Below are 19360 nucleotides of genomic sequence, written 5' to 3'. Positions count from 1 at the left end.
ATGAGTCTGCGTCGTAAGAAATATGCCCTAAGTCTGTCCTTTGACAAGTATTTAAAACAATTGCTTTAGGGCAAAAAACTTTCAACACTTGCAAAATGGAAATAGAAGATTTCATGCGTTTGTCGTGTTATATCAATTTTTCTCTTGACAAATTTCTGTTGTATGGTAACATTGATACATAGATATTGTATTGATTTAAACATACAAAAAAGAGACTAAAAATTCAGAAGGAGTATTGTAATGGTTGAAACATTGTTACAGATTAGCGATATTAGTAAAAAATATGGTAAGCAAGAAGCTTTATCACACGTTAGTTTTGACATCAAAAAAGGTGAAATTTGTGGTCTTGTTGGACAAAATGGTGCAGGTAAAACGACCCTCATTCGAGTCTTATCTGGGCTTATCAATGCTAGTTCAGGAAAAATTGAGCGCTGTCAAGATTATAAAATTGGTGCTTTGATTGAGTCTCCAACGCTTTATCCTAATATGTCTGCTTACGCCAATCTTAAATATACAGCCTTGCAGATTGGTTTGCCAAAGGCTGATGAGCGCATTAAAGAAGTTTTAGACTTGGTTGGTCTAGCAGATGTTGACCGTAAGAAAAAGGTCAAAAATTTCTCTCTTGGTATGCGTCAGCGTATGGCGATAGCACTTGCCATTATTGATTTTCCAGATTTTCTGATTTTGGACGAACCGATTAACGGGCTTGATCCATCTGGTATCAAGGAGATGCGTGATATTATCCTGAACCTCAGAGACACATTTGGCATCACCATTCTTATCTCCAGCCATATTCTGTCTGAATTGGAGCTGGTGGTTGACCGTTTTGTTATCATGCATAAAGGGCGCGTGATTAAGGATATTGAAAAAGCTGCGCTTAAAGCAGAAGTGGAGAACCGTATTCGCCTAGAGACAGTAGATAATGCTAAAGTCGCGAAAGCGCTGCAAGCAACAGGGGTGTCACTAGATGTTGTGGAAGATTACCTCAGCATTAAACCAGAAAAAACCGTTCAAGAATTGATTGATTTAGTAGCTGAACTAAATGTTGAGATAAAAGGAATCTACCAAACAGGTTCAAGTTTTGAAGATTATTATCTAAGTTTATTACAGTAAGGAGAAAAATAATGTTAAAATTTTTAAAAGCCGATTGTTACCGCATTTTTAAAGAGCGTTTGAGTTTGATTTCGTTGATTATTTTACTCCTACTTAGTGGAGGGATAGCTTATGCCATTTCTCGTCAAACGATACCTCAAACAGCAGTGGTACCTTTCATGATGCCATTTTTTACCAGTTTCTTTCCCCTCTTTTTTGTCACTCCAGGAAAAATCTTCTTTGGTGAGGATTTTGTACAGCGTACCATTAATAATAGTTTGGTTAAAATTCAAAGCCGACCAAAGACATTTGCTTATCGTTGGTTAATGAGTATTGTTGTCAGCTTTTTGTATATTGTAATTGCCTATACGTTTGCAGGTATTGTTTATCAAATACTTACTGGCGATATGATTTTTTCAGGACTTTTTGAAGCTTTTAGCTACCAATTTCCTTATTATTTAGCGACAGCAGCATTGCCTTTGGTTTTCTTTAATTTGTTTGATAAACTTTATAAAACCAATACACTTTTCATCATTGTCTTTACCATGTTTGAAAGCTTTACTAACCTTATTCTTGGCATGTTGTTAAAAATTGATTCAGAAGTGTACAGGCCTTATATGATTTTCGATAAACTGGCTAATACAGTAGATGGTTCAGAAGCGTTTATTAACCATTCAAGCATTGTTGCCTTTGTTTACACAATTCTTTTTGCAGGAGTTTCTTATCTTCTCTTTGCTCGTCGTGAGTTTAAGTAAAAAGCAGGGCAGGAAAGACGCTAAAGGGACAGGAGCTTTTCTGTAGAAGCTCTGCTATTTCCAAAAAAAAGCAATAAAATCCTTGCAAAAGGCTGTGAATTCTAGTAGAATAGTATTCTGTGAGTATCCCTCACTTCCTGCTGGCAAAGTTCAGTAGGCATTAGACCAAAAGGAGGAACATATCAATGGCTAAATACGAAATTCTTTATATCATTCGTCCAAACATTGAAGAAGAAGCTAAAAACGCTTTGGTAGCACGCTTTGACTCTATCTTGACTGACAACGGTGCAACTGTTGTTGAATCAAAAACATGGGAAAAACGTCGTCTTGCATACGAAATCAATGATTTCCGTGAAGGACTTTACCACATCGTTAACGTTGAAGCGACTGACGCAGTAGCTCTTAACGAGTTTGACCGTTTGTCAAAAATCAACGGCGACATTCTTCGTCACATGATCGTTAAACTTGACGCGTAAGAAGGTGCTCTATGATTAATAATGTAGTACTTGTGGGTCGTATGACTCGTGATGCAGAACTTCGTTACACTCCAAATCAGGTGGCTGTAGCAACTTTTACCCTGGCTGTTAACCGTATTCGTAAAAACCAAAATGGTGAGCGTGAGGCGGACTTCATCAACTGTGTCATCTGGAATCAACCAGCTGAACACTTGGCGAACTGGGCTAAAAAAGGAGCTTTGATTGGAATTACAGGTCGTATTCAGACTCGTAACTATGAAAACCAACAAGGTCAGCGCGTTTACGTAACAGAAGTTGTTGCTGAAAATTTCCAAATGTTGGAAAGTCGTGCTACACGTGAAGGTAATGCTGGTAGCTCTTATAATGCAGGTGGATTTGATTCATTTGGTGGAGCACCAACAGGTGGAGGTTTTACTTCTCAACCATCACAATCAACACCAAATTTCGGTCGAGATGAAAGCCCATTTGGTAACGCAAATCCAATGGACATTTCAGACGATGATCTTCCATTCTAATGGATAAAACGAATTAAATATATAAAGGAGAATTAAACATGGCTCAACAACGTCGTGGCGGATTCAAACGCCGTAAAAAAGTTGATTACATCGCAGCTAACAAAATTGAATATGTTGATTACAAAGATACTGAGCTTCTTAGCCGTTTCGTTTCAGAACGTGGTAAAATCTTGCCACGCCGCGTAACAGGTACTTCAGCTAAGAACCAACGTAAAGTAACAACAGCAATCAAACGTGCTCGCGTTATGGCTCTTATGCCTTTCGTAAACGAAGACTAATCAAAATGACCTTTCGGGGTCATTTTTTGATGTCTTTATAATATTAATGAATGTAGAGTTAGCTTTCATACTCATTCAAAATCAAAATTAGCAGTTTAAGTCAAATCAAGAACCAATAAATGGTTTGATTTACCAGAGCTTCTTTCGCCATGGTGGTATTATAATCAAGAGTAAACTCTTGATTATAACGGACTTTTTGAGACCTAGGCTCAAAAAGTAGCAATGAAACTCCGTAGGAGGTGGGGACACTGACTTCGTAAGCTTTATTCCCCACCTCAAAAGGTTCCTCGAACCTTTTGAGCGTCCGCACCTTTTTAGAAAGAAGCAAAAAAGTAATTTTTGATTTTTGTTAAGTATCAATTGATGTTTCAATTTAAAAACTGAGCATTTTTGTTTTGCCATTTTCATGGTCTAAAAAAGCTATTTTATTAAATCAAATCAGGTCAAATTTCTTGCATTTGCTATGTATATATGCTAAACTAACAAAGTTTTATATGCTTTTTTTGAGAAACTGTCTAATTTAATTAGATGGAAAATGATGAGATATAAAAAGTGAGAAATCTGAGTAAAAATAGGTAGAAAGTATCATGGAAATTAAACAACTAAAAAAATTAAAAAGAGAACAGTTAATTGCCATTATGCTAGAGCAGCAAGAAAAGATTGAGAAACAAGAAGAAACAATAATGCAATTAACAGAGCGTTTGGAAGATAAAAAGATTTTATTGGAAAAATCTGGTTCGATTGCGGAAGCTTCTTTGGCTCTGAATAAAGTTTTTGAAGCAGCTCAAGCGGCGGCTGACCAGTATCTACAAAATATCAAGAGAGACATTTAATATTATAAGAGGATGATCAAAAAGAAGGTGAATATTTCGGAACTCAGTTCTAAAGAGTTGGCGCAAGAATTAGAGCGCCTAAGGTATAGAGGTCGTTTTTGGACGATTATTAAACAAACGTTATATACCTTGTTAGCAGTTGTAGCTGTAGCCATTTTGATAGCGGTATTGTGGTTGCCGGTGCTCAGAATTTATGGGCAATCCATGAATAAAACATTGCAAGAGGATGATCTTGTCCTTACCGTAAAGGGGTCTAGCTTTGAAACGGGAGATGTCATTGCGTTTTATTACAATAATAAGGTCTTGGTAAAGCGTGTGATTGCGCAGTCTGGAGATTGGGTAAATGTTGACTCTGAGGGTGATGTCTATGTCAATCAGAAAAAATTAGATGAGCCTTATGTGCTGGATAAAGCACTTGGCAAGAGTGATATTACCTATCCTTATCAAGTGCCGGATCAAGAAATTTTTGTGCTAGGCGATAATCGTTCGGCATCTATAGATTCCCGTAATACAGCCATTGGTGGCATTTCTGAAGAACAAATCGTCGGAAAAATTTCTTTTAGAATTTGGCCGTTGGATAAATTTGGCACCATCAAATAAAGGTTATAATGAGAAAAAACTGTTTTTGGAGAGCTGTATGAGATTATGATGATGGATTGGAGGTAAAGTGGACAAGATTTATAAATACGTAACGACTTATGTTGGTAAGCTTGAAAATAAACTAAAGTGGAAGAGTATGACCTGGACTCTCTTGGCTATAGCGACTTTTCTAACCACCTATTTTTTGATTTTGCCAGCGATTACAGTTACAGATAAACAAGCTGATGAGGCTGCGATACGACTGGAGGTTCCGGAAACGGAAGAAACATTTCCAGAAAAGGGAGAAGGGCTAGGCGATGTTGAGACGTCAACCGTTTCGATGCAGTCGGAAGGAAGTGTAGAAACGTCAGAGTCAATGACAATTGTTACAGAGGTAGCAACGACGACCGAAGCTACTAGTGAAACAGAGGCTGCGGTAAAGTATTTTGATGATGTTTTGACTTATCGAGGTAGTGATTACACTGTCAAAGTAAGTATTCCGAAAGAGGCAAAGATACCAGATAACGTTCAGTTGGATGCACAAGAAATTAAAGAACAAGAAGCTGAGTATCATGGCTATAAGGAAAAAGTTCTTGATAAGGTTGCTCGTCAAGAAGAAGAAATTCAACTGTTGAGGCTATATGATATTCGATTGCTGGTTGATGACCAAGAAGTGGAACCGCAAGCTTCCGTAAAAGTTGAAGTGTCATATGACGAAAAGTTAGATGCCAAGGATGAAGATTTGAAAATTGTCCATTTCAAAGATGACGGACAGACAGAAATTTTAAAATCAAAGGCAACTAAAGAAACCAAAAATACCGATAGTGATATTGCCTTTAAGACAGACTCCTTCTCTATTTATGCCATTGTGCAAAATGGAAAAGAAGTTCCGAGGCATACTTATAGGTTTCAAAATTATGATGGAACAGAGTATAAGTTTGTCAATAGTTCTGGCGAATTAGTTTCTGAACAAATCATAAAAAATGGGGAAGAGCTGCATGGTGTGGGGATTCCGATTACCGAGCATCAGCAACGATTCAATGGTTGGTTTGAGTATAGCAACAATACGCTGGGAAATCGTGTTAACTTTGATCAGTCAATAACAGTTAATGAAAGTAAAATAATCTACGTTAGACCAAGTATGGATCAAATAGTTTATCTTACAGTTTATGATGATGAAGCTGGGACAATTATTCTTGAAAAAGATCAACTAGCTCTTAAAGATGGTGGAGTAATGGTAGATTTATCAAGGTATAGTGAAGTAATCAAGCCACCGACAGCAACGAAACGTTTAGTTGGATGGTCATTAGCTCCGAATGGCCAAGATAGTATTTTTGATATAGGTGCAAAATTACCTATGGATAAGGATGCGAATATCTATCCAGTCTTTAAGGAATCTAAACGTTTAGAGTTTTACACAAATACTGTCAATGATACAGATAGTATTTCAAATGGTGCTCCATATGTTCCTCCTAAATTTGTAATTGATGGGGAATTGGCAAGTAAATCACAACCAACGGATCCTGAACGTTATGGTTATACCTTTGATGGTTGGTATTCTAATAAAGAGTTTATAGGATCTAAATTTAACTTTGCTCAACCATTGACTGCGGATACACAGTTATATGCGAAATGGAATCCAGACAAAGCAAGTTACACAATTGTGTATTGGTTGCAGAGCTCGACAGATAAAAAAGATGCAAGACCAGAAGATAAAAATTATGATTATGCAGGTCAACGGTATGTTACCTCAGCACAAGTTGGTACTCGGGTTGCACCCAGTCAGAGTGATATATCTGGGGCTAATGTCACAGGTTTTGTATCGGCAGGATTTGAATATACACAAGATCGTGGAGAGACTTCGACAACAGTTAAGGCAGATGGCTCCTCTGTACTGAATGTCTATTTCAATAGGCGCTTAATTACCATGAGATTTTATGATAGTCCTACTACTATTGGAGCAAATGATAGTAGATGGTTTACTAGTAGAAATTTAACTACTATGACTGGATTATATGGAACATCATTAGAGAATAATGGATATACTTGGAAAGATAGTGGAACTAATACGTGGCGCTACTATGAGTATAACCAATACGGCAATGTTAGTGACAGAGGGATGACCTATTTAGGTGAGTTTGTCTTACCAGAGGGAACTTATCCTAGAATTCAAGCTTTTCCATCAATAAGCCAAGAAATACGTTTATTTAAATCAACTGATAAAAAAGCAAAGACAATTTATTTTTATAAACAAAAGGCAGATGGTACCTATCCTGATATTGGAAATCATGATGATACAGGTTCTTCTAGCGAAATCTCGACTCTATTTACCTTTTCAGAAAAATATAATGGGTTTAATGTCCACAGTTATCGTCGCTATGATATAACAAATCGTAGAAATGTGGATGATGATTGGAGAACTACTAAATCTGGAAGTAACGTAGATACTGTTGGCTACAGCAGGCAATATGATTATTATAATTATAGGTGGTATAACTATATTTCTAGTCAATATGACTTGCATATTCGTTATCAAAGAAAAGAATTCAATCTAAAGTTTAGATATCCAGATACGAATGCTCCGTTAAAAGATTTTGATGACAAAAAGGTATTATACGAAGCAAGCTTGCTTGCTTATCGACCAGATACGACAGTAGTCAAGCCTAAACCACATTTGAACGGCTATGAGTGGGATGGGAAATGGTACAAAGATCAGACATTGACACAAGAGTTTGAGTGGGATAGCAATATGCCTGACCATGATCTCGCTATTTATCCTGGATTTAGAAAAATAAAATATAATATTATCTTAGATGCCAATGGTGGGGAACTGGCAGATTCACAAGATACACACTTTACTTTGGAGTATGGTCAAACTGTTCCAAAATATGAAGATATTTCACGTAATTTCATTGAGGATTCACAGGGGATGTACTATTATCGAAAAGATACTGTAAATCTAATTGATATCGTCAATGATGGGAAAAATCAACATGCACACTATACACAAAATCCAGTGTCCGCAAGGACGTGCCGGTTCGACCCCGGCCGCCGGTATAGTTAAAAATATTGAAAAGACAAGGTTTCTAAGCCTTGTCTTTTTGTTTTTTCTCTATTTGCTGTTTGTGTGAATTACTAAAAATTACTAATCTTATAACAAATCATCTAGTTTATCAGCCAAATCTTTCTGCTTACTAGGGTATAAATGAGAATAGGTATCAATTGTAGTCGTGATAGAAGCATGTCCTAGCCGTTCTTTTACAACTAGATAATCTTCCCCTTGGTTAATCAGTAGGGAAGCATGGGAGTGTCTAAAATCGTGTATGCGTATTTTTTTAAGTGTGTTATCACGCTCAAGAATTTTCTTGTATTGCTTTTCAACAGTATTTTTTGTAATTGTGATAGGGCTACTTTGAAACACTTGTAGGGTCAAGCTATCACTAGTAAATTTCTCTAACAGATGTTTTTGGTGCTCTTGCCAATGTTGTAGTTCTTGGCTTAATTTTTTATTGATAACAATTCTTCTTGTTCCTGCTTTAGTTTTTGTTGTGCTGATGTGGCTAATCCCCTTATTGACATAAACAGATTTTGTGATATGAATTATATCGCTTGAAAAGTCGATGTCTTTCCATGTTAGTGCAAGTGCTTCCCCAAGTCTTAACCCTGTGAAGAATAGAACAGTAAAGAGTAATTTTATATTATATTCTTCTTGTTCAAACAGTGTTAGAAACTGCTGGAATTCTTTGACCGTCCAAAACTGCATTTTAATCTTTTCAACAGGCAATTTTTTTAGTAGCTTTACTGGATTTGTAGTGTAATAACCTTTTCGCAAGCCGACGTCAAAAATCTTTTTAAGCAAAATCATGATTTTGTTGATAGTATTTGTGCTTAAAGGATTATCAGAATTTTGGGCAACTTTTCGCCTAAGATGTTCTCTGAACTGGTAAATATCTTCATAGGTTAGTTTTGCGACATTATCAACCTTTGAAAAATAACCTTTTATGTGTTTGTTATAGTTATTTTCTTGTGTGTTGATATAGCTAACTTTTCGATGATTTATATTATCTTCTTCTTTTAGCAGTTCATAGAGCATTGAAAGGGTAATTTTAGCCCCATAGAAGCGTTCTTTGAGCTCTACACTTCTTAGGTAGTGTTCTGCTTCAGTAGCCTCTTTCTTGGTCTTATAGCCCTTTCTGACTATTCTACGTTGCTTAAGTGTTATTGGGTCAAAACCATTGCTAATATCAACTATCCAACCGCCGTCTTTATCTTTTCTAATTGCCATATATTACCCCCTAGAAAGAGAGCTATTTTGGACATCAAAACCAAGTAATTCAGTAGCGATAGAAGCAGGGATAGTTCCAATACGCTTATTTTGATAAACCCTAAATCCTCTTGCTATTAAAAGTTCTTTCCCCTGTCTGATAATTCGTTTAGAAGTTCCCTCAGAGAAACCGAGGGCAATCAGGTCATTCTTATTTACGGTTGCTATCATGTGACTTACTCCTTTGTATCTAACTTTATCTTTTTGTAGGTAACGTAATTATCGAAATACTGTCCGTCTTTATAGACTTTGCTGGTGTATTCCGTTTCATATAGGACGGTTGAGTTATTATAATCAAAAGTTTCATAAGTATAAAACTTATCCTCATCAGGCTTCTTCAAATTACGTGATGATAGATAGGCTTGTTTACCAAAGTTTTCCAATAGCTCCTGTCCGATACCTTTTTCAAAATATTTGGTAACATATCGACCGCGGTTTTCTTTGCTATCGACATCAACTTTATTTATCCGTACTGCTCCATATCCCCAAAGTTCCAAGAGTTGACGGTGTGGAACACAAGGAACGCTGAAAAGCAGAATATGAGCATGCCATGCCCCACGTTTTTGTTTTTCTAATACTGCTATATATCTCAATTGGCTTTTCTTAGTCTTAAATATGTGATAATTAAAGCGTTTAATAAAGGTTTTGAGTAAGTCTTTGAAATGGTTTCTATCGCTGATATTTTCTTTAGTGGTTAATGTGAGAAAAGAAGTCGTATCATCAAAATTACAATCGACTAGACGGAGTAAATTCCACTTTGCTTCTAAGCGAGTTTTCTTCATGCGTTCAAGACGTTGTTCTTGTTCTTCTGGTGTTAGTTCGTCAAATGTTCTGCGTTTTGATTTTTCCTTGTTTTCAGCATTAGTATCTAAAATTGATTTTCCCTTTGAAAATATTGGCTTTTCATATTCCCAAATTTCAATATAAGAAGAAGTGCGGACTATTTTTTATTATATGAAGTCATAAAAAATAGTTCCTTTTAACTTTGCTTTTCGCCAAAAGATTGTCTATATAATAAATAAACTAGGAGGAGCTTTGCTCCCCCTACTTCTATCATGTGATCCTCAGCATCGCTCTGCTAAACACGCTTCCAGCTTGCCGACCTCCAGTCGGCAGTTTTGCCTAGGTACATGATTAGAAGTCATAGAAAGTAATATTTCTTGGTAGTAATATCAAATGCCAAAACAGGTATAGTTTTGCTTTGACTTACAAAACCATCAATAAAATAATGGCTTTTTTGGTCATAATAGATTTTTCCAAGATAGGTTGGGTCATTTGCTACTTCACAAGAATAAATGTGACCTGAAATAATATCTTTATAGAATTTACCAGTGGTAAGAGGAAATTTATTTGTGAATATTTTAGTATCTGTTAACACTTTCCATAATTCACCTGCTTCTTCATCAATACCAGCATGGACAAAAATTTGATTTTCTGTTTCAAAATAGCGACTATCCTCATATCGTTTTTGAAACCAATTTATGAATGGAATAAACTTAGTATTATTTCTAATTTCATTTCTTATGGTGGTTTCAAAATTATTAGGATTAAAAGTTAAGAGTTTGTTTAATTCCTCTGTAGAAAAGAAACTTTGTATTGTTTCACCATATGCAGAAGCAGTAGGTTTTTCTAAAATCAACCAATCATAAAACCATTCTTCATGATTTCCAAAAAGCGTAATAATTTGTTTTGGATGAATCTTTTCAAGTTCAATTATTTTAGAAATGACTTGAAAAGATTGAGAACCGTTATCAATATAGTCTCCAAGTAGTATAAGTCGATTATCCTTATCAGATAAATCTATTTTTGAAAGGCTCTCAACAAATTCATTAAAATATCCATGAATATCGGACATAGAGTAATAAATAGCCATAATGTCATCTAATTGTTTATCGAGCATTTAAGGCATAGATATAAGCCACAAAGCAAGCAAAGTCTCCAATGCGTTTTCTATCATCGTTAAATTTTTCAAACCAAGAAACATCATTACCCTGTTCATTTGCCAAACCTTTTAAGAGTTTTAGTTGATAAATCACCTTATTATGAGTAACAGTTCTTGCTTCATCATTGGCAAGTTTTTCTTCTCTTGAGAGTGTGAGCCATTTGCCACGTGCAGAGGCATACTCTACGCAGAGTAGTATAAATGTTGTCCATTCTTCTTGAAATTCTTTATCAAGCTGATTAGAGGAATTAAGAAGATTAGAATAGATTTGTTCCGCTTCAGAAAATGATATAATCCCCTTTTCATTTTTAAAATCATCGTAGCTAAAAATTTGCATTGTAAAACTCCTTTATATGTTTTTGTCATATTTTAACATAACTATTTTGTTACAGGTAAGATATCAGAGCAAGCAAACCAAAGATTGCCATTGAATTGTCCAACATTCAAATCTTTAAGTGCAACAGGACAAGTCTTGTTGTTTGCCATTTCTTGAACAGAAACAGTAGGCGTGAGAGTATTAACCTTGACTTGTATCATTTCCATGAAGAAATCTGAGGTCTCATCTTGGATGGAAACATTCAACCGAAGAGCAGTTGGTTTTCCAGTCTCACGGTCTAGAACCTCACTGTATCCCTTTACGGCTACAAAACGGCTACCTAACAATTCTGCTTTAAGAAAATCATTTAATTTCATGTGTACCTCTTTTCTATCATCGCAGAGCGATGAGGAACAGATATTGTTGCTGAAAATCTAGCGAATTTAAGCAACAACATCCGTTGTAATTAGTTTGTTTCTGTTAAATAAAGTTGTAATTCTTTGATAAAGTCAAATTGAGTAGTATCAAGATAAGGACTTTCCCAGTATTGTGCTGTCTCCTTGCCTGAACCTTGCATATAAAGATAACCTGCCCCTTTTTCTTCGATAGGTTTTAACTTATCAGGAGTAGCTGAACCAAAGACCATGCGGTAGCCCTCACTAGAATTAGCGCCAAGAGCAATTCTCAATCCCAAGTTATCTCTAAGGTCGGTATTTAGGGTTTCGGCTCTCATTTGTTGAGCTGACAAAAGGATAAATATGCCTGATTGTCTCCCTAGTAGAATAATTTGTTTAATGCCATCCATAACTTCAACAATAATTTCTTTTGATTTTTTATCTGTTCCTGAAGCTTGAAATGCTCCCATTTCATCGAAGATAAGCCATAGTGGTTTAAAATCATGGTTGGTAAAATTTGAGCCGTATTGAAAGTTGTCCCGCATATATTGATATCGTTCTTGCATTTCTTCAACTACTAAACGGACAATACGAGCGATATTGTTCGGAGTTGTTGCTACATACTTTTCTCCGAAATAATATGATAAGCTACCTAGGTCAGAATTTTTAGGGTCTGCTATATAGACAGTTGATTGCCGTTTGAGAAGTTCTAAAATCAAGAAAGATATGAAAACAGATTTTCCACTTCCAGTACCACCAGCAACTAGAATATGAGGGCACTTGACAGGATTATAATTCACACCATATCCTAAATCTATATTAAGGTTATCAATTTCTTGCTTCTGGTTGTGAGATTGAAGAACTAACCTATCAGGTTTCTTGTAATAGAAATGATATTCCACAAAATTAGGACGAATAATTTTTTCTTCTAGTTCCAGTTCGAGTACTCCGGCAAGGACATCATCAAGTGATTGTACCTTTTTGCTAAATTCATCACCAGTAATCAGAGCTTTGATAAGAATATGCCCTTTTTGTTTGTCTAGCTCGTATTGCAAGATTGCACTTCTAGAGATTCTTTCATATCCTGAGCTATCTTTATATGTTGTATAAAGGTGGTTTGTATGTAATACATACAATAAGCTTTCTCTGATAATTAGGTAATAATCCAAATGATATCTAAAATATTTTAATTGACGATGAAATTTGTATATGACAAATCCTGCTAGAATAAATAAAGGGATTTTAATAAGGTCAGGAGCTCTAATATTTGCAATAATAGTAAGCATAATACAAGTAGAGAAGCCTAATATTGACCAATGAGCTATCTTTAATTTGCTAGTTGAAATAATATAATTTCTCTTTAAGTCAGCGACTTTCTTTATTTTAAACATAATCAGCGCCTCATGGAGAATTATAAAGAAATAGTTGCTGATAAAATCGCATGGTCTGGGTAGCCTACTTGGCTTTTATAATCAGGATTTTTTAAGAATTCCCAAGAATAATTTTCATTTACTATAGGGATATTTGCAAAAATATGGTCTAACTTACAATACTTCCAAGAGTTTGAATCTGATGGAGTATATACAGTTAATCCTGCCTTACTCATTATCGACTTAAGTAATGGATAAGAGTAAAACTCTCTAGCTTTTCCTTGATAGGAATGAATATCATCATTCTGTTTGAAAAAACCATTATTAAAGTCACCTAGAATGATGGTATGTTCATGACTTGCAGGCAAATTTGAAATTAGATTATCTAGCTGTATTTTGCGCTCTTTAAAATCTTCAATGATATCTTTTCCACCAGTTTTTATACGAGTACCTATAATATTTAATTCCTTACCAAATATATTTACTGCGACTCGCAAAAAGTTTGGATTACTATCATCATTATCAATGGTAGTGAATTTACTATCAGAAATTAAGGAACTTTTGATAGCTACTAAGATTTCGTTTCCGAATTCAAGAGAACGGTCATCTTCAAAAACCTCATAGCCAATATCCTGCAATCTAGCACAGAATAAATTATGGGTTTCTGTCTTGACATACTCTGTCAGACATATAATATCTGCATTTAATTGTCTTAGTTCAGTTACAACCATATCAGGAATTTGTCTGCCAAGTCCTGAACGTTGATTGATATTCCAAGTAGAAATTGTAAGTTGTGTCATAAAATTGTCCTCCAAAAATTTTAGCAAGAGGAGGAATTCCTCCTGCTAGTAGTCGAATTCGTCAAAGATTTCTCCTTGTTCGCCCTCATCGTAATAACTTTCCAATTCTTCATAGAAGTAATCTAAAGCTTCTTGTTCAAATTCGTTCATGTTGTCCTCCTTTTTTGTTTTGAACTATTTATTTACTAGTTTATAGCTACTATAATCCCAAAAAGAAACTTTGTCAATGACAAAAACTAGCTATTTACTATTTTTTTTGCTAAAATTAACTTAAATAAATAAAGGAGAATTATAATGGAGAAGCAAATAGCATTTTATATGACAAAACGGTCATCGGATGAATTAGATGAAATTCAAAAAATTATTGCTGAAAAGGAAGGTCGTGTAACTAAGGCTTATATTTTAAATCAAGCGATTTATAAATACTATGAGTACATAAAGGAATATTATAAAATTGATGAAGAAATGAAATAGGTGAGTAGATGTTTGCTTTTTATCACTATACTTCAGCTGAAACACTAAAATTAATTTTACAGAATCAGACATTGAGATTTAAGAGTCTTGGATTTGTTGATGACCCGAATGAGCAAAAAACTGCAGATTTTGGAAACTTAGGAAGTATAAATTATGTTTCTTGTTGGACAAGTGTGTCTGACAGTATTCCGCAATGGAGTATGTACGGGAATAATTTTAAAGGGGTTATGATTGAGATTAATTTTGCTTCAGTCTTAGATGTTTTTGAGACAACTAAGTTTTCTTTTGACGGAAAAAAACTAGTAGATATTTTACCTCTATTAAATCCCTTAACGACCAAGATGGTTCCAACTAATGGCTATTTACCTGAAATTATTAGTATTAAATACACAGATGATGAATTATTAACTATTCCTAAAGTAGTGTCTATTAATGAAAAAGAGACAATTATCGATTTGAATGCAAATGGCAGATACAAAACAACGAATTGGCAATTTCAAGACGAGCACAGATTCTCTATTTCAGTTTTACCATGGAGCATTGGAGAGTTGCTTAATATTTTAGAGAAACAAAATGAAAATTTTGGGGCATTTATGCTCAATGCGTTATCAAATATTACTCTACCAGTAGAACATCTTGATATCCCTCTAAATAAGGATATTTTCAATAATATGAAAATAATATTTGGTCCAAAATGTGGCAATAAGAATAAAGAAGAAATACGTAATTTAATAGAGAAATTGAATTTTAGTATACCTTGTACAGATAGCGAAGTACTTATACGATAATTCCTAAAAAGTTACTAAAAATAAAAAAACTATCGTTTTTACGATAGAGGTAACTTCTTGAAAAGCCTAATTGAAAGGCTTTATATACTTCTAAAACGGTAAGAACCAAACTCAAAATCCTAGAGAAGAAAATGTTGATCAAACGAAGCGTTATCGTAAAGATAAGGACGCTTATCATTTGATTGGTTGGTATGTTGTAGGGCTTGATGGAAAAAATGTGCGTCCATACAACTTTAGTGGTGCTGTAACGAGTGATTTGACTTTAAGGGCTGAATGGCGCCGAGCAGGTGAATATAGGGTTGTATATAGTGAAGATGTTCATGGATTAGATTTGAAGCCTATTGTGAAAGATGGGACAAATTTAAAAGCTACAAACTTACCATATGATCCTAACAAGTATGATGATCAATCACATGCCGAGTTACAAAGTCGTCCGACGTCCCCAGATGGCTATCGTTTCCGTGGTTGGTTGTATAATGGTCGGATTTATAATCCGCATGATATTATTACTATTGATGCTCTAAAAGCAGATGATCATAAAACCTTGATTGTTTATCCGGTTTATAAACCAGTTGATAAGATTCAAGTTGAAACCACGAAAATTATCTATGATGGCAATGGTGGAGAAAGAATTGATAATGGTCAAACGGTTACCCTTATAACCTTTGATAAATTACCAGTAAATGCCACTCATACAACAAAAGAATCAGATTACTTTACAAGAGTTGGATATGATCTAATTGGCTGGCATACAGACAAATCAGATGCAGATAAAGGTCGTGTTGAGTATAACTTCAATCAAAAAGTTGGATTGGACAATAAACCAGATGCTGCTAATACCTTATACGCAGTTTGGAGACCAAAAGAATATACAGTAACCGTTACAAAGAAAGTTATTGGTAACGACTCTGATAAACACAAAGAATTTAAATTTGATCCAGGCAATACTTTACAACAAGGAAATTTTGCATTGAGAGATTCTGCTACCCATGGTAATGAGAAGAAAGTATTTACTAAAATTCCATATGGAACAGTCATTTCAATTGACGAACAAGATTATGCAGAGTTCACTAAGACAGAAGATATAACGCATTCAAAACCAGCTTCTGGGGCACAGCCTTGGACAGATCGTGTGGTTAACCTACCTCAACTAACTGTGGATGGTGATATTGATATCGTTTTCACGAATACACGTCACACGCAACAAGTTGTCTTGAAGAAAGTTAGTGTCGAAAACATTAATATGGGCTTATCTGGTGCTGAATTTGATATCTACAAGGTTGAAAATGGGCAGAAAGCAACAACCCCACTTTATACAAAAGTAACCTCAAATGATGCAGGGATAGTTGTTAATGGGAATACGCAAGATCCTTTCTTCAATTTGCCAGTGGGCAGTTATCTCATTACAGAGACTAAAGCTCCAGATGGTTACAACCTTGAAAAAACGGATATGTCTTTAGAAGTTACGGCGACAGGCGCAAGCTTTATTCAAAATGGTAACGCTGCGACACCAACGGTTATTAATACACTAACTGCTCAGCAGTTTGAATTCAAAATTACAAACTCAAAAGGTGCTGAATTGCCATCGACGGGTGGTATTGGAGGACATCTTTACCTAATCCTAGGAGTGCTATTGGCATTACCGGCAGGATTACTTTTATACAAAAAACACAAATTAATGTATTGATAAACAATACTAGAAAGAAATTATTTATTTTATGAAAAAGAAAATCATTAAATCTATACTAGCAGCAACACTTATTCTTGGAACTGTAGCACCAGCTACAACACCGGTATTTGCGGCTGGTCCTGGTAGTATTGAAATTAAAAATACTCAACAAAATACTGAATATAAAGCTTATAAAATTTTTGATGCGACTAATGATGGAGACGCTGTTTCTTACACACTTCCTACTGGCAATGCTCTTCTAGAGGATTCTGGTTTTAAAAGCCTATTTGATACAAATACTAATGGGAATTTGACTTATATTACACCGAAGGCAGGTGTTACATCAGAACAAATTACAACCTGGGCTAAAGGGTTAAAAGATAAGCTTGGTAATCCTGTTGATACCAAAATAGAAAATGGTACGGATTCAACTGAAACCTTGCAAGTAGGGTATGGTTACTATCTTGTTGATTCATCACTTAATCAAGGTTCAGTAACCATGGTAACTTCTGCATCTCCAGATGCTATTATTCATGAAAAGGAATCAGAACCGACTTGGGGTGACACTGGTGGAAAAACGACTAATGAAAAGTCTTACAATGTAGGGGATGAAATTACTTATACTGTTACCTATACAAATGCTACAAATTTCAATAAAGGTAACAAGGTTTATCAATATGTGATGACCGATGACATGCCAGATGCTACGGTGGTTGAACTTGTCCCTAATTCTTTTGAAGTTAAGGTCAATGGCACTGTATTAACTCAAGAGACTACAGGTGCAACAGGGACTTATAAGTTTGAACAGTCTAATAATGATTTTACGTTGACAATTCCTTGGGCTGCAACACAAACTCAAACTGCTGACGCTCAACTTGGTAAAGGAGATGATTTCTATTATAATCAAGGTGTAAATGAAATCGTTGTAATTTACAAAGGAATTTTAAAATCAGGTGCTACTGAAGGTTCTAGTGCTCAAAATACCAATACGGCTCGTATCAAGCCTAATGATAAACCGGATCCAAATGAGCCAGGTAAAACTGTGAATGTCTATGATGGCGAAATTAAGATTAAAAAAGTTGATGGTGTAGACACTCAGAAAGTTCTCGAAGGTGCACAATTTGTACTTAAAAGAAAAGTTGATGGTAAATTCTACAAATTTGACAACGATAAAACAATGTGGGAATCAGACCAAGCTAATGCTACTATTAAAACAACTGATAATAAAGGTGAGGCGACATTCACGGGGCTAGCTGAAGGTGAGTATGAATTGATTGAAACGGTTGCTCCTAAAGGATACAACCTTAAGAAAGAACCAACTTTGGTGACTTTGAAACTTAAAGGTGATGCAGATGCAACTGATACATTGATTGCTACACCTGAAATTAAAAACAATAGTGGTGCTGAACTTCCATCTACTGGTAGCTTTGGAACAAAACTACTTTACATTGTTGGTACGACGTTGGTGATTGCGGCAGGTGTTACTCTTGTGGCACGTCGTCGTGCGGAAGATTAATGTTAGGTGAGCGGATGGATAAGGAGTTGTTTTGAAAGCATTTTTACAAAAGAATCGGATATCCATTTTGCTTGTCACAATCATGATTGTAGGGATAGGTTTGATAGCCTATCCCTCAATCGCTAATTATTGGAATTCTTTCCACCAATCACAAGCGATTATGGATTATCAAAAGAGCGTCTCTGCTATTGATACGAGTCAATATGAGAAAATTCTTTCAAGTGCTAAAAAGTATAATGAAAAGTTCAAAGATTCTGGTATCAATTGGCATATGACAGATAAGGATCGTGACGCTTATAATAAAGAGTTGGCTATTGATCAGACTGGAAATATGGGCTTTATTTCTATTCCAAAGATTAATGTCACGCTTCCACTTTATCATGGAACCTCTGAGGATGTTTTACTAACTTCTATTGGTCATATTGAGGGGACGAGTCTCCCTGTTGGAGGTGTATCAACTCACTCGGTTTTATCTGGTCATAGAGGGTTACCATCGTCACGCTTATTTACCGATTTGGATAAATTGAAGGTGGGGGATCGTTGGACGGTAAGTATTCTTAATGAATCTTATACTTATGAAGTGGATCAGATTAGAACGGTTTTACCGACAGATTTGAGTAATATTCAAATTGAAGAAGGTATGGACTATCAGACTTTGGTAACTTGTACGCCGTATGGGATTAATACTCACCGCCTTTTGGTACGTGGTCATCGTGTTTCCAATGAAGATGGTGATGGTCTAGTGACTCCAGATGCTATTCAAATTGAACCGATTTACATCGCTCCATTTATTGGTGTTCCAATTGTTTTGATTCTTTTTATAATTTTCATGATTGAATCTCGAAAACATCGTAAACGCCGTCAGATTTTGAAAAAATTGGCTAGTAGTGAAGAAAATTAGGATGTTCTCAGTGATATAGTGTTTTAGCTTTAAAATAGTAAATTCGTTTAAGATAAAATGTCTCAGTCACAATGAATTCCTCTTCAATATATGGTTGTTTTATAATACTTTATTACTGGTATTTTCTGCAATCATTACGAGCGACGAAGTCGCCACAACTAGCACTTTCCGCAGTGGTGATAGAGAGTGGGACAGAAGTCATGATTTCGAAGAAATTGACTTCGTCGTCCCACCTCCGCACAGTTGATTAGGATGGCCGCTAACGATTGCGTAGCAAGGGTTTAGGACCTCCAATCAACCACTGCGTCAATCTGTTATTACCATTAAAAATAGAAGG

General features: G+C 35.4%; 20 protein-coding genes and 1 pseudogene. 13 read left to right on the top strand and 8 right to left on the bottom strand.

Annotated features, from left to right (window positions below; genetic code table 11):
- The first annotated feature begins 234 nt into the window (after positions 1 to 234).
- The 8 genes from EAF07_RS08720 to EAF07_RS08685 all read left to right on the top strand — a co-directional run bounded on the left by EAF07_RS08720 (position 235) and on the right by EAF07_RS08685 (position 7592).
- Positions 235 to 1113 (top strand): ABC transporter ATP-binding protein, encoded by an 879-nt coding sequence (locus EAF07_RS08720; protein ID WP_425452099.1) that lies wholly within the window; start codon positions 235 to 237, stop codon positions 1111 to 1113.
- An 11-nt stretch (positions 1114 to 1124) separates the two neighbouring features.
- Complete coding sequence (locus EAF07_RS08715) at positions 1125 to 1847, top strand: hypothetical protein (protein WP_121836171.1); 723 nt, start codon at positions 1125 to 1127, stop codon at positions 1845 to 1847.
- A gap of 185 nt (positions 1848 to 2032) precedes the next feature.
- Complete coding sequence (rpsF, locus tag EAF07_RS08710; RefSeq protein ID WP_121836170.1) at positions 2033 to 2323, top strand: 30S ribosomal protein S6; 291 nt, start codon at positions 2033 to 2035, stop codon at positions 2321 to 2323.
- 11 nt (positions 2324 to 2334) lie between these two features.
- The gene (locus tag EAF07_RS08705) at positions 2335 to 2838 is read left to right on the top strand and encodes a single-stranded DNA-binding protein (RefSeq protein WP_121836169.1); all 504 of its coding nucleotides are present in this window, start codon (positions 2335 to 2337) and stop codon (positions 2836 to 2838) included.
- A gap of 38 nt (positions 2839 to 2876) precedes the next feature.
- Positions 2877 to 3116, top strand: a complete 240-nt coding sequence (gene rpsR / locus EAF07_RS08700; RefSeq protein WP_000068664.1) for a 30S ribosomal protein S18 — start codon at positions 2877 to 2879, stop codon at positions 3114 to 3116.
- Positions 3117 to 3709: 593 nt separating this feature from the next.
- Complete coding sequence (locus EAF07_RS08695) at positions 3710 to 3949, top strand: DNA repair protein (RefSeq protein ID WP_121836176.1); 240 nt, start codon at positions 3710 to 3712, stop codon at positions 3947 to 3949.
- Positions 3950 to 3961: 12 nt separating this feature from the next.
- Positions 3962 to 4549 carry a signal peptidase I gene (gene lepB, locus EAF07_RS08690; RefSeq protein WP_121836168.1) on the top strand — a complete coding sequence of 196 codons (588 nt, stop codon included), beginning with the start codon at positions 3962 to 3964 and terminating at the stop codon, positions 4547 to 4549.
- A 67-nt stretch (positions 4550 to 4616) separates the two neighbouring features.
- Positions 4617 to 7592 carry an InlB B-repeat-containing protein gene (locus EAF07_RS08685; RefSeq protein WP_245962719.1) on the top strand — a complete coding sequence of 992 codons (2976 nt, stop codon included), beginning with the start codon at positions 4617 to 4619 and terminating at the stop codon, positions 7590 to 7592.
- 87 nt (positions 7593 to 7679) lie between these two features.
- Here EAF07_RS08685 and EAF07_RS08680 read toward each other — a convergent pair whose 3' ends face one another.
- The 8 genes and pseudogenes from EAF07_RS08680 to EAF07_RS08645 form a co-directional block, all read right to left on the bottom strand.
- Positions 7680 to 8813 (bottom strand): site-specific integrase, encoded by a 1134-nt coding sequence (locus tag EAF07_RS08680; protein WP_121836167.1) that lies wholly within the window; start codon positions 8811 to 8813, stop codon positions 7680 to 7682.
- 3 nt (positions 8814 to 8816) lie between these two features.
- Entirely contained in the window at positions 8817 to 9023 is a 207-nt protein-coding gene (locus tag EAF07_RS08675; RefSeq protein WP_105153632.1) for a DUF3173 domain-containing protein, read from the bottom strand.
- A gap of 5 nt (positions 9024 to 9028) precedes the next feature.
- Positions 9029 to 9816 (bottom strand): annotated as a pseudogene (locus tag EAF07_RS08670) (rolling circle replication-associated protein).
- A gap of 177 nt (positions 9817 to 9993) precedes the next feature.
- A complete protein-coding gene (locus EAF07_RS08665; protein ID WP_121836174.1) occupies positions 9994 to 10725 on the bottom strand; it encodes a metallophosphoesterase in 732 nt (243 codons plus the stop codon).
- Between the two features lie 16 nt (positions 10726 to 10741).
- Positions 10742 to 11131, bottom strand: coding sequence for a hypothetical protein (locus tag EAF07_RS08660; RefSeq protein WP_121836166.1), 390 nt, complete (start codon positions 11129 to 11131; stop codon positions 10742 to 10744).
- A 41-nt stretch (positions 11132 to 11172) separates the two neighbouring features.
- Positions 11173 to 11487, bottom strand: a complete 315-nt coding sequence (locus EAF07_RS08655; RefSeq protein WP_121836165.1) for a hypothetical protein — start codon at positions 11485 to 11487, stop codon at positions 11173 to 11175.
- A gap of 89 nt (positions 11488 to 11576) precedes the next feature.
- Positions 11577 to 12896 carry an FtsK/SpoIIIE domain-containing protein gene (locus tag EAF07_RS08650; protein WP_121836164.1) on the bottom strand — a complete coding sequence of 440 codons (1320 nt, stop codon included), beginning with the start codon at positions 12894 to 12896 and terminating at the stop codon, positions 11577 to 11579.
- Between the two features lie 20 nt (positions 12897 to 12916).
- On the bottom strand, positions 12917 to 13675 hold the full coding sequence (locus EAF07_RS08645) for an endonuclease/exonuclease/phosphatase family protein (RefSeq protein WP_121836163.1): 759 nt from the start codon (positions 13673 to 13675) through the stop codon (positions 12917 to 12919).
- Positions 13676 to 13969: 294 nt separating this feature from the next.
- Here EAF07_RS08645 and EAF07_RS08640 point away from each other — a divergent pair, with 294 nt between their 5' ends.
- From EAF07_RS08640 to EAF07_RS08620, 5 genes are all read left to right on the top strand, one after another.
- Positions 13970 to 14149 carry a hypothetical protein gene (locus EAF07_RS08640; RefSeq protein ID WP_121836162.1) on the top strand — a complete coding sequence of 60 codons (180 nt, stop codon included), beginning with the start codon at positions 13970 to 13972 and terminating at the stop codon, positions 14147 to 14149.
- 8 nt (positions 14150 to 14157) lie between these two features.
- On the top strand, positions 14158 to 14937 hold the full coding sequence (locus EAF07_RS08635; protein WP_121836161.1) for a DUF2971 domain-containing protein: 780 nt from the start codon (positions 14158 to 14160) through the stop codon (positions 14935 to 14937).
- A 178-nt stretch (positions 14938 to 15115) separates the two neighbouring features.
- Positions 15116 to 16624, top strand: a complete 1509-nt coding sequence (locus EAF07_RS08630; protein ID WP_121836160.1) for a SpaA isopeptide-forming pilin-related protein — start codon at positions 15116 to 15118, stop codon at positions 16622 to 16624.
- A gap of 31 nt (positions 16625 to 16655) precedes the next feature.
- The gene (locus tag EAF07_RS08625) at positions 16656 to 18122 is read left to right on the top strand and encodes a SpaH/EbpB family LPXTG-anchored major pilin (protein WP_121836159.1); all 1467 of its coding nucleotides are present in this window, start codon (positions 16656 to 16658) and stop codon (positions 18120 to 18122) included.
- Between the two features lie 82 nt (positions 18123 to 18204).
- Positions 18205 to 19023, top strand: a complete 819-nt coding sequence (locus EAF07_RS08620) for a class C sortase (RefSeq protein WP_121836173.1) — start codon at positions 18205 to 18207, stop codon at positions 19021 to 19023.
- The last annotated feature ends 337 nt before the right edge of the window (positions 19024 to 19360 follow it).

Source organism: Streptococcus hillyeri, from assembly GCF_003686955.1.
In the GTDB taxonomy this organism is placed as follows: Bacteria; Bacillota; Bacilli; order Lactobacillales; family Streptococcaceae; genus Streptococcus; species Streptococcus hillyeri.
The sequence above is the reverse complement of the archived record's forward strand: the minus strand, read 5'-3'. Positions and strand labels throughout refer to the sequence as shown.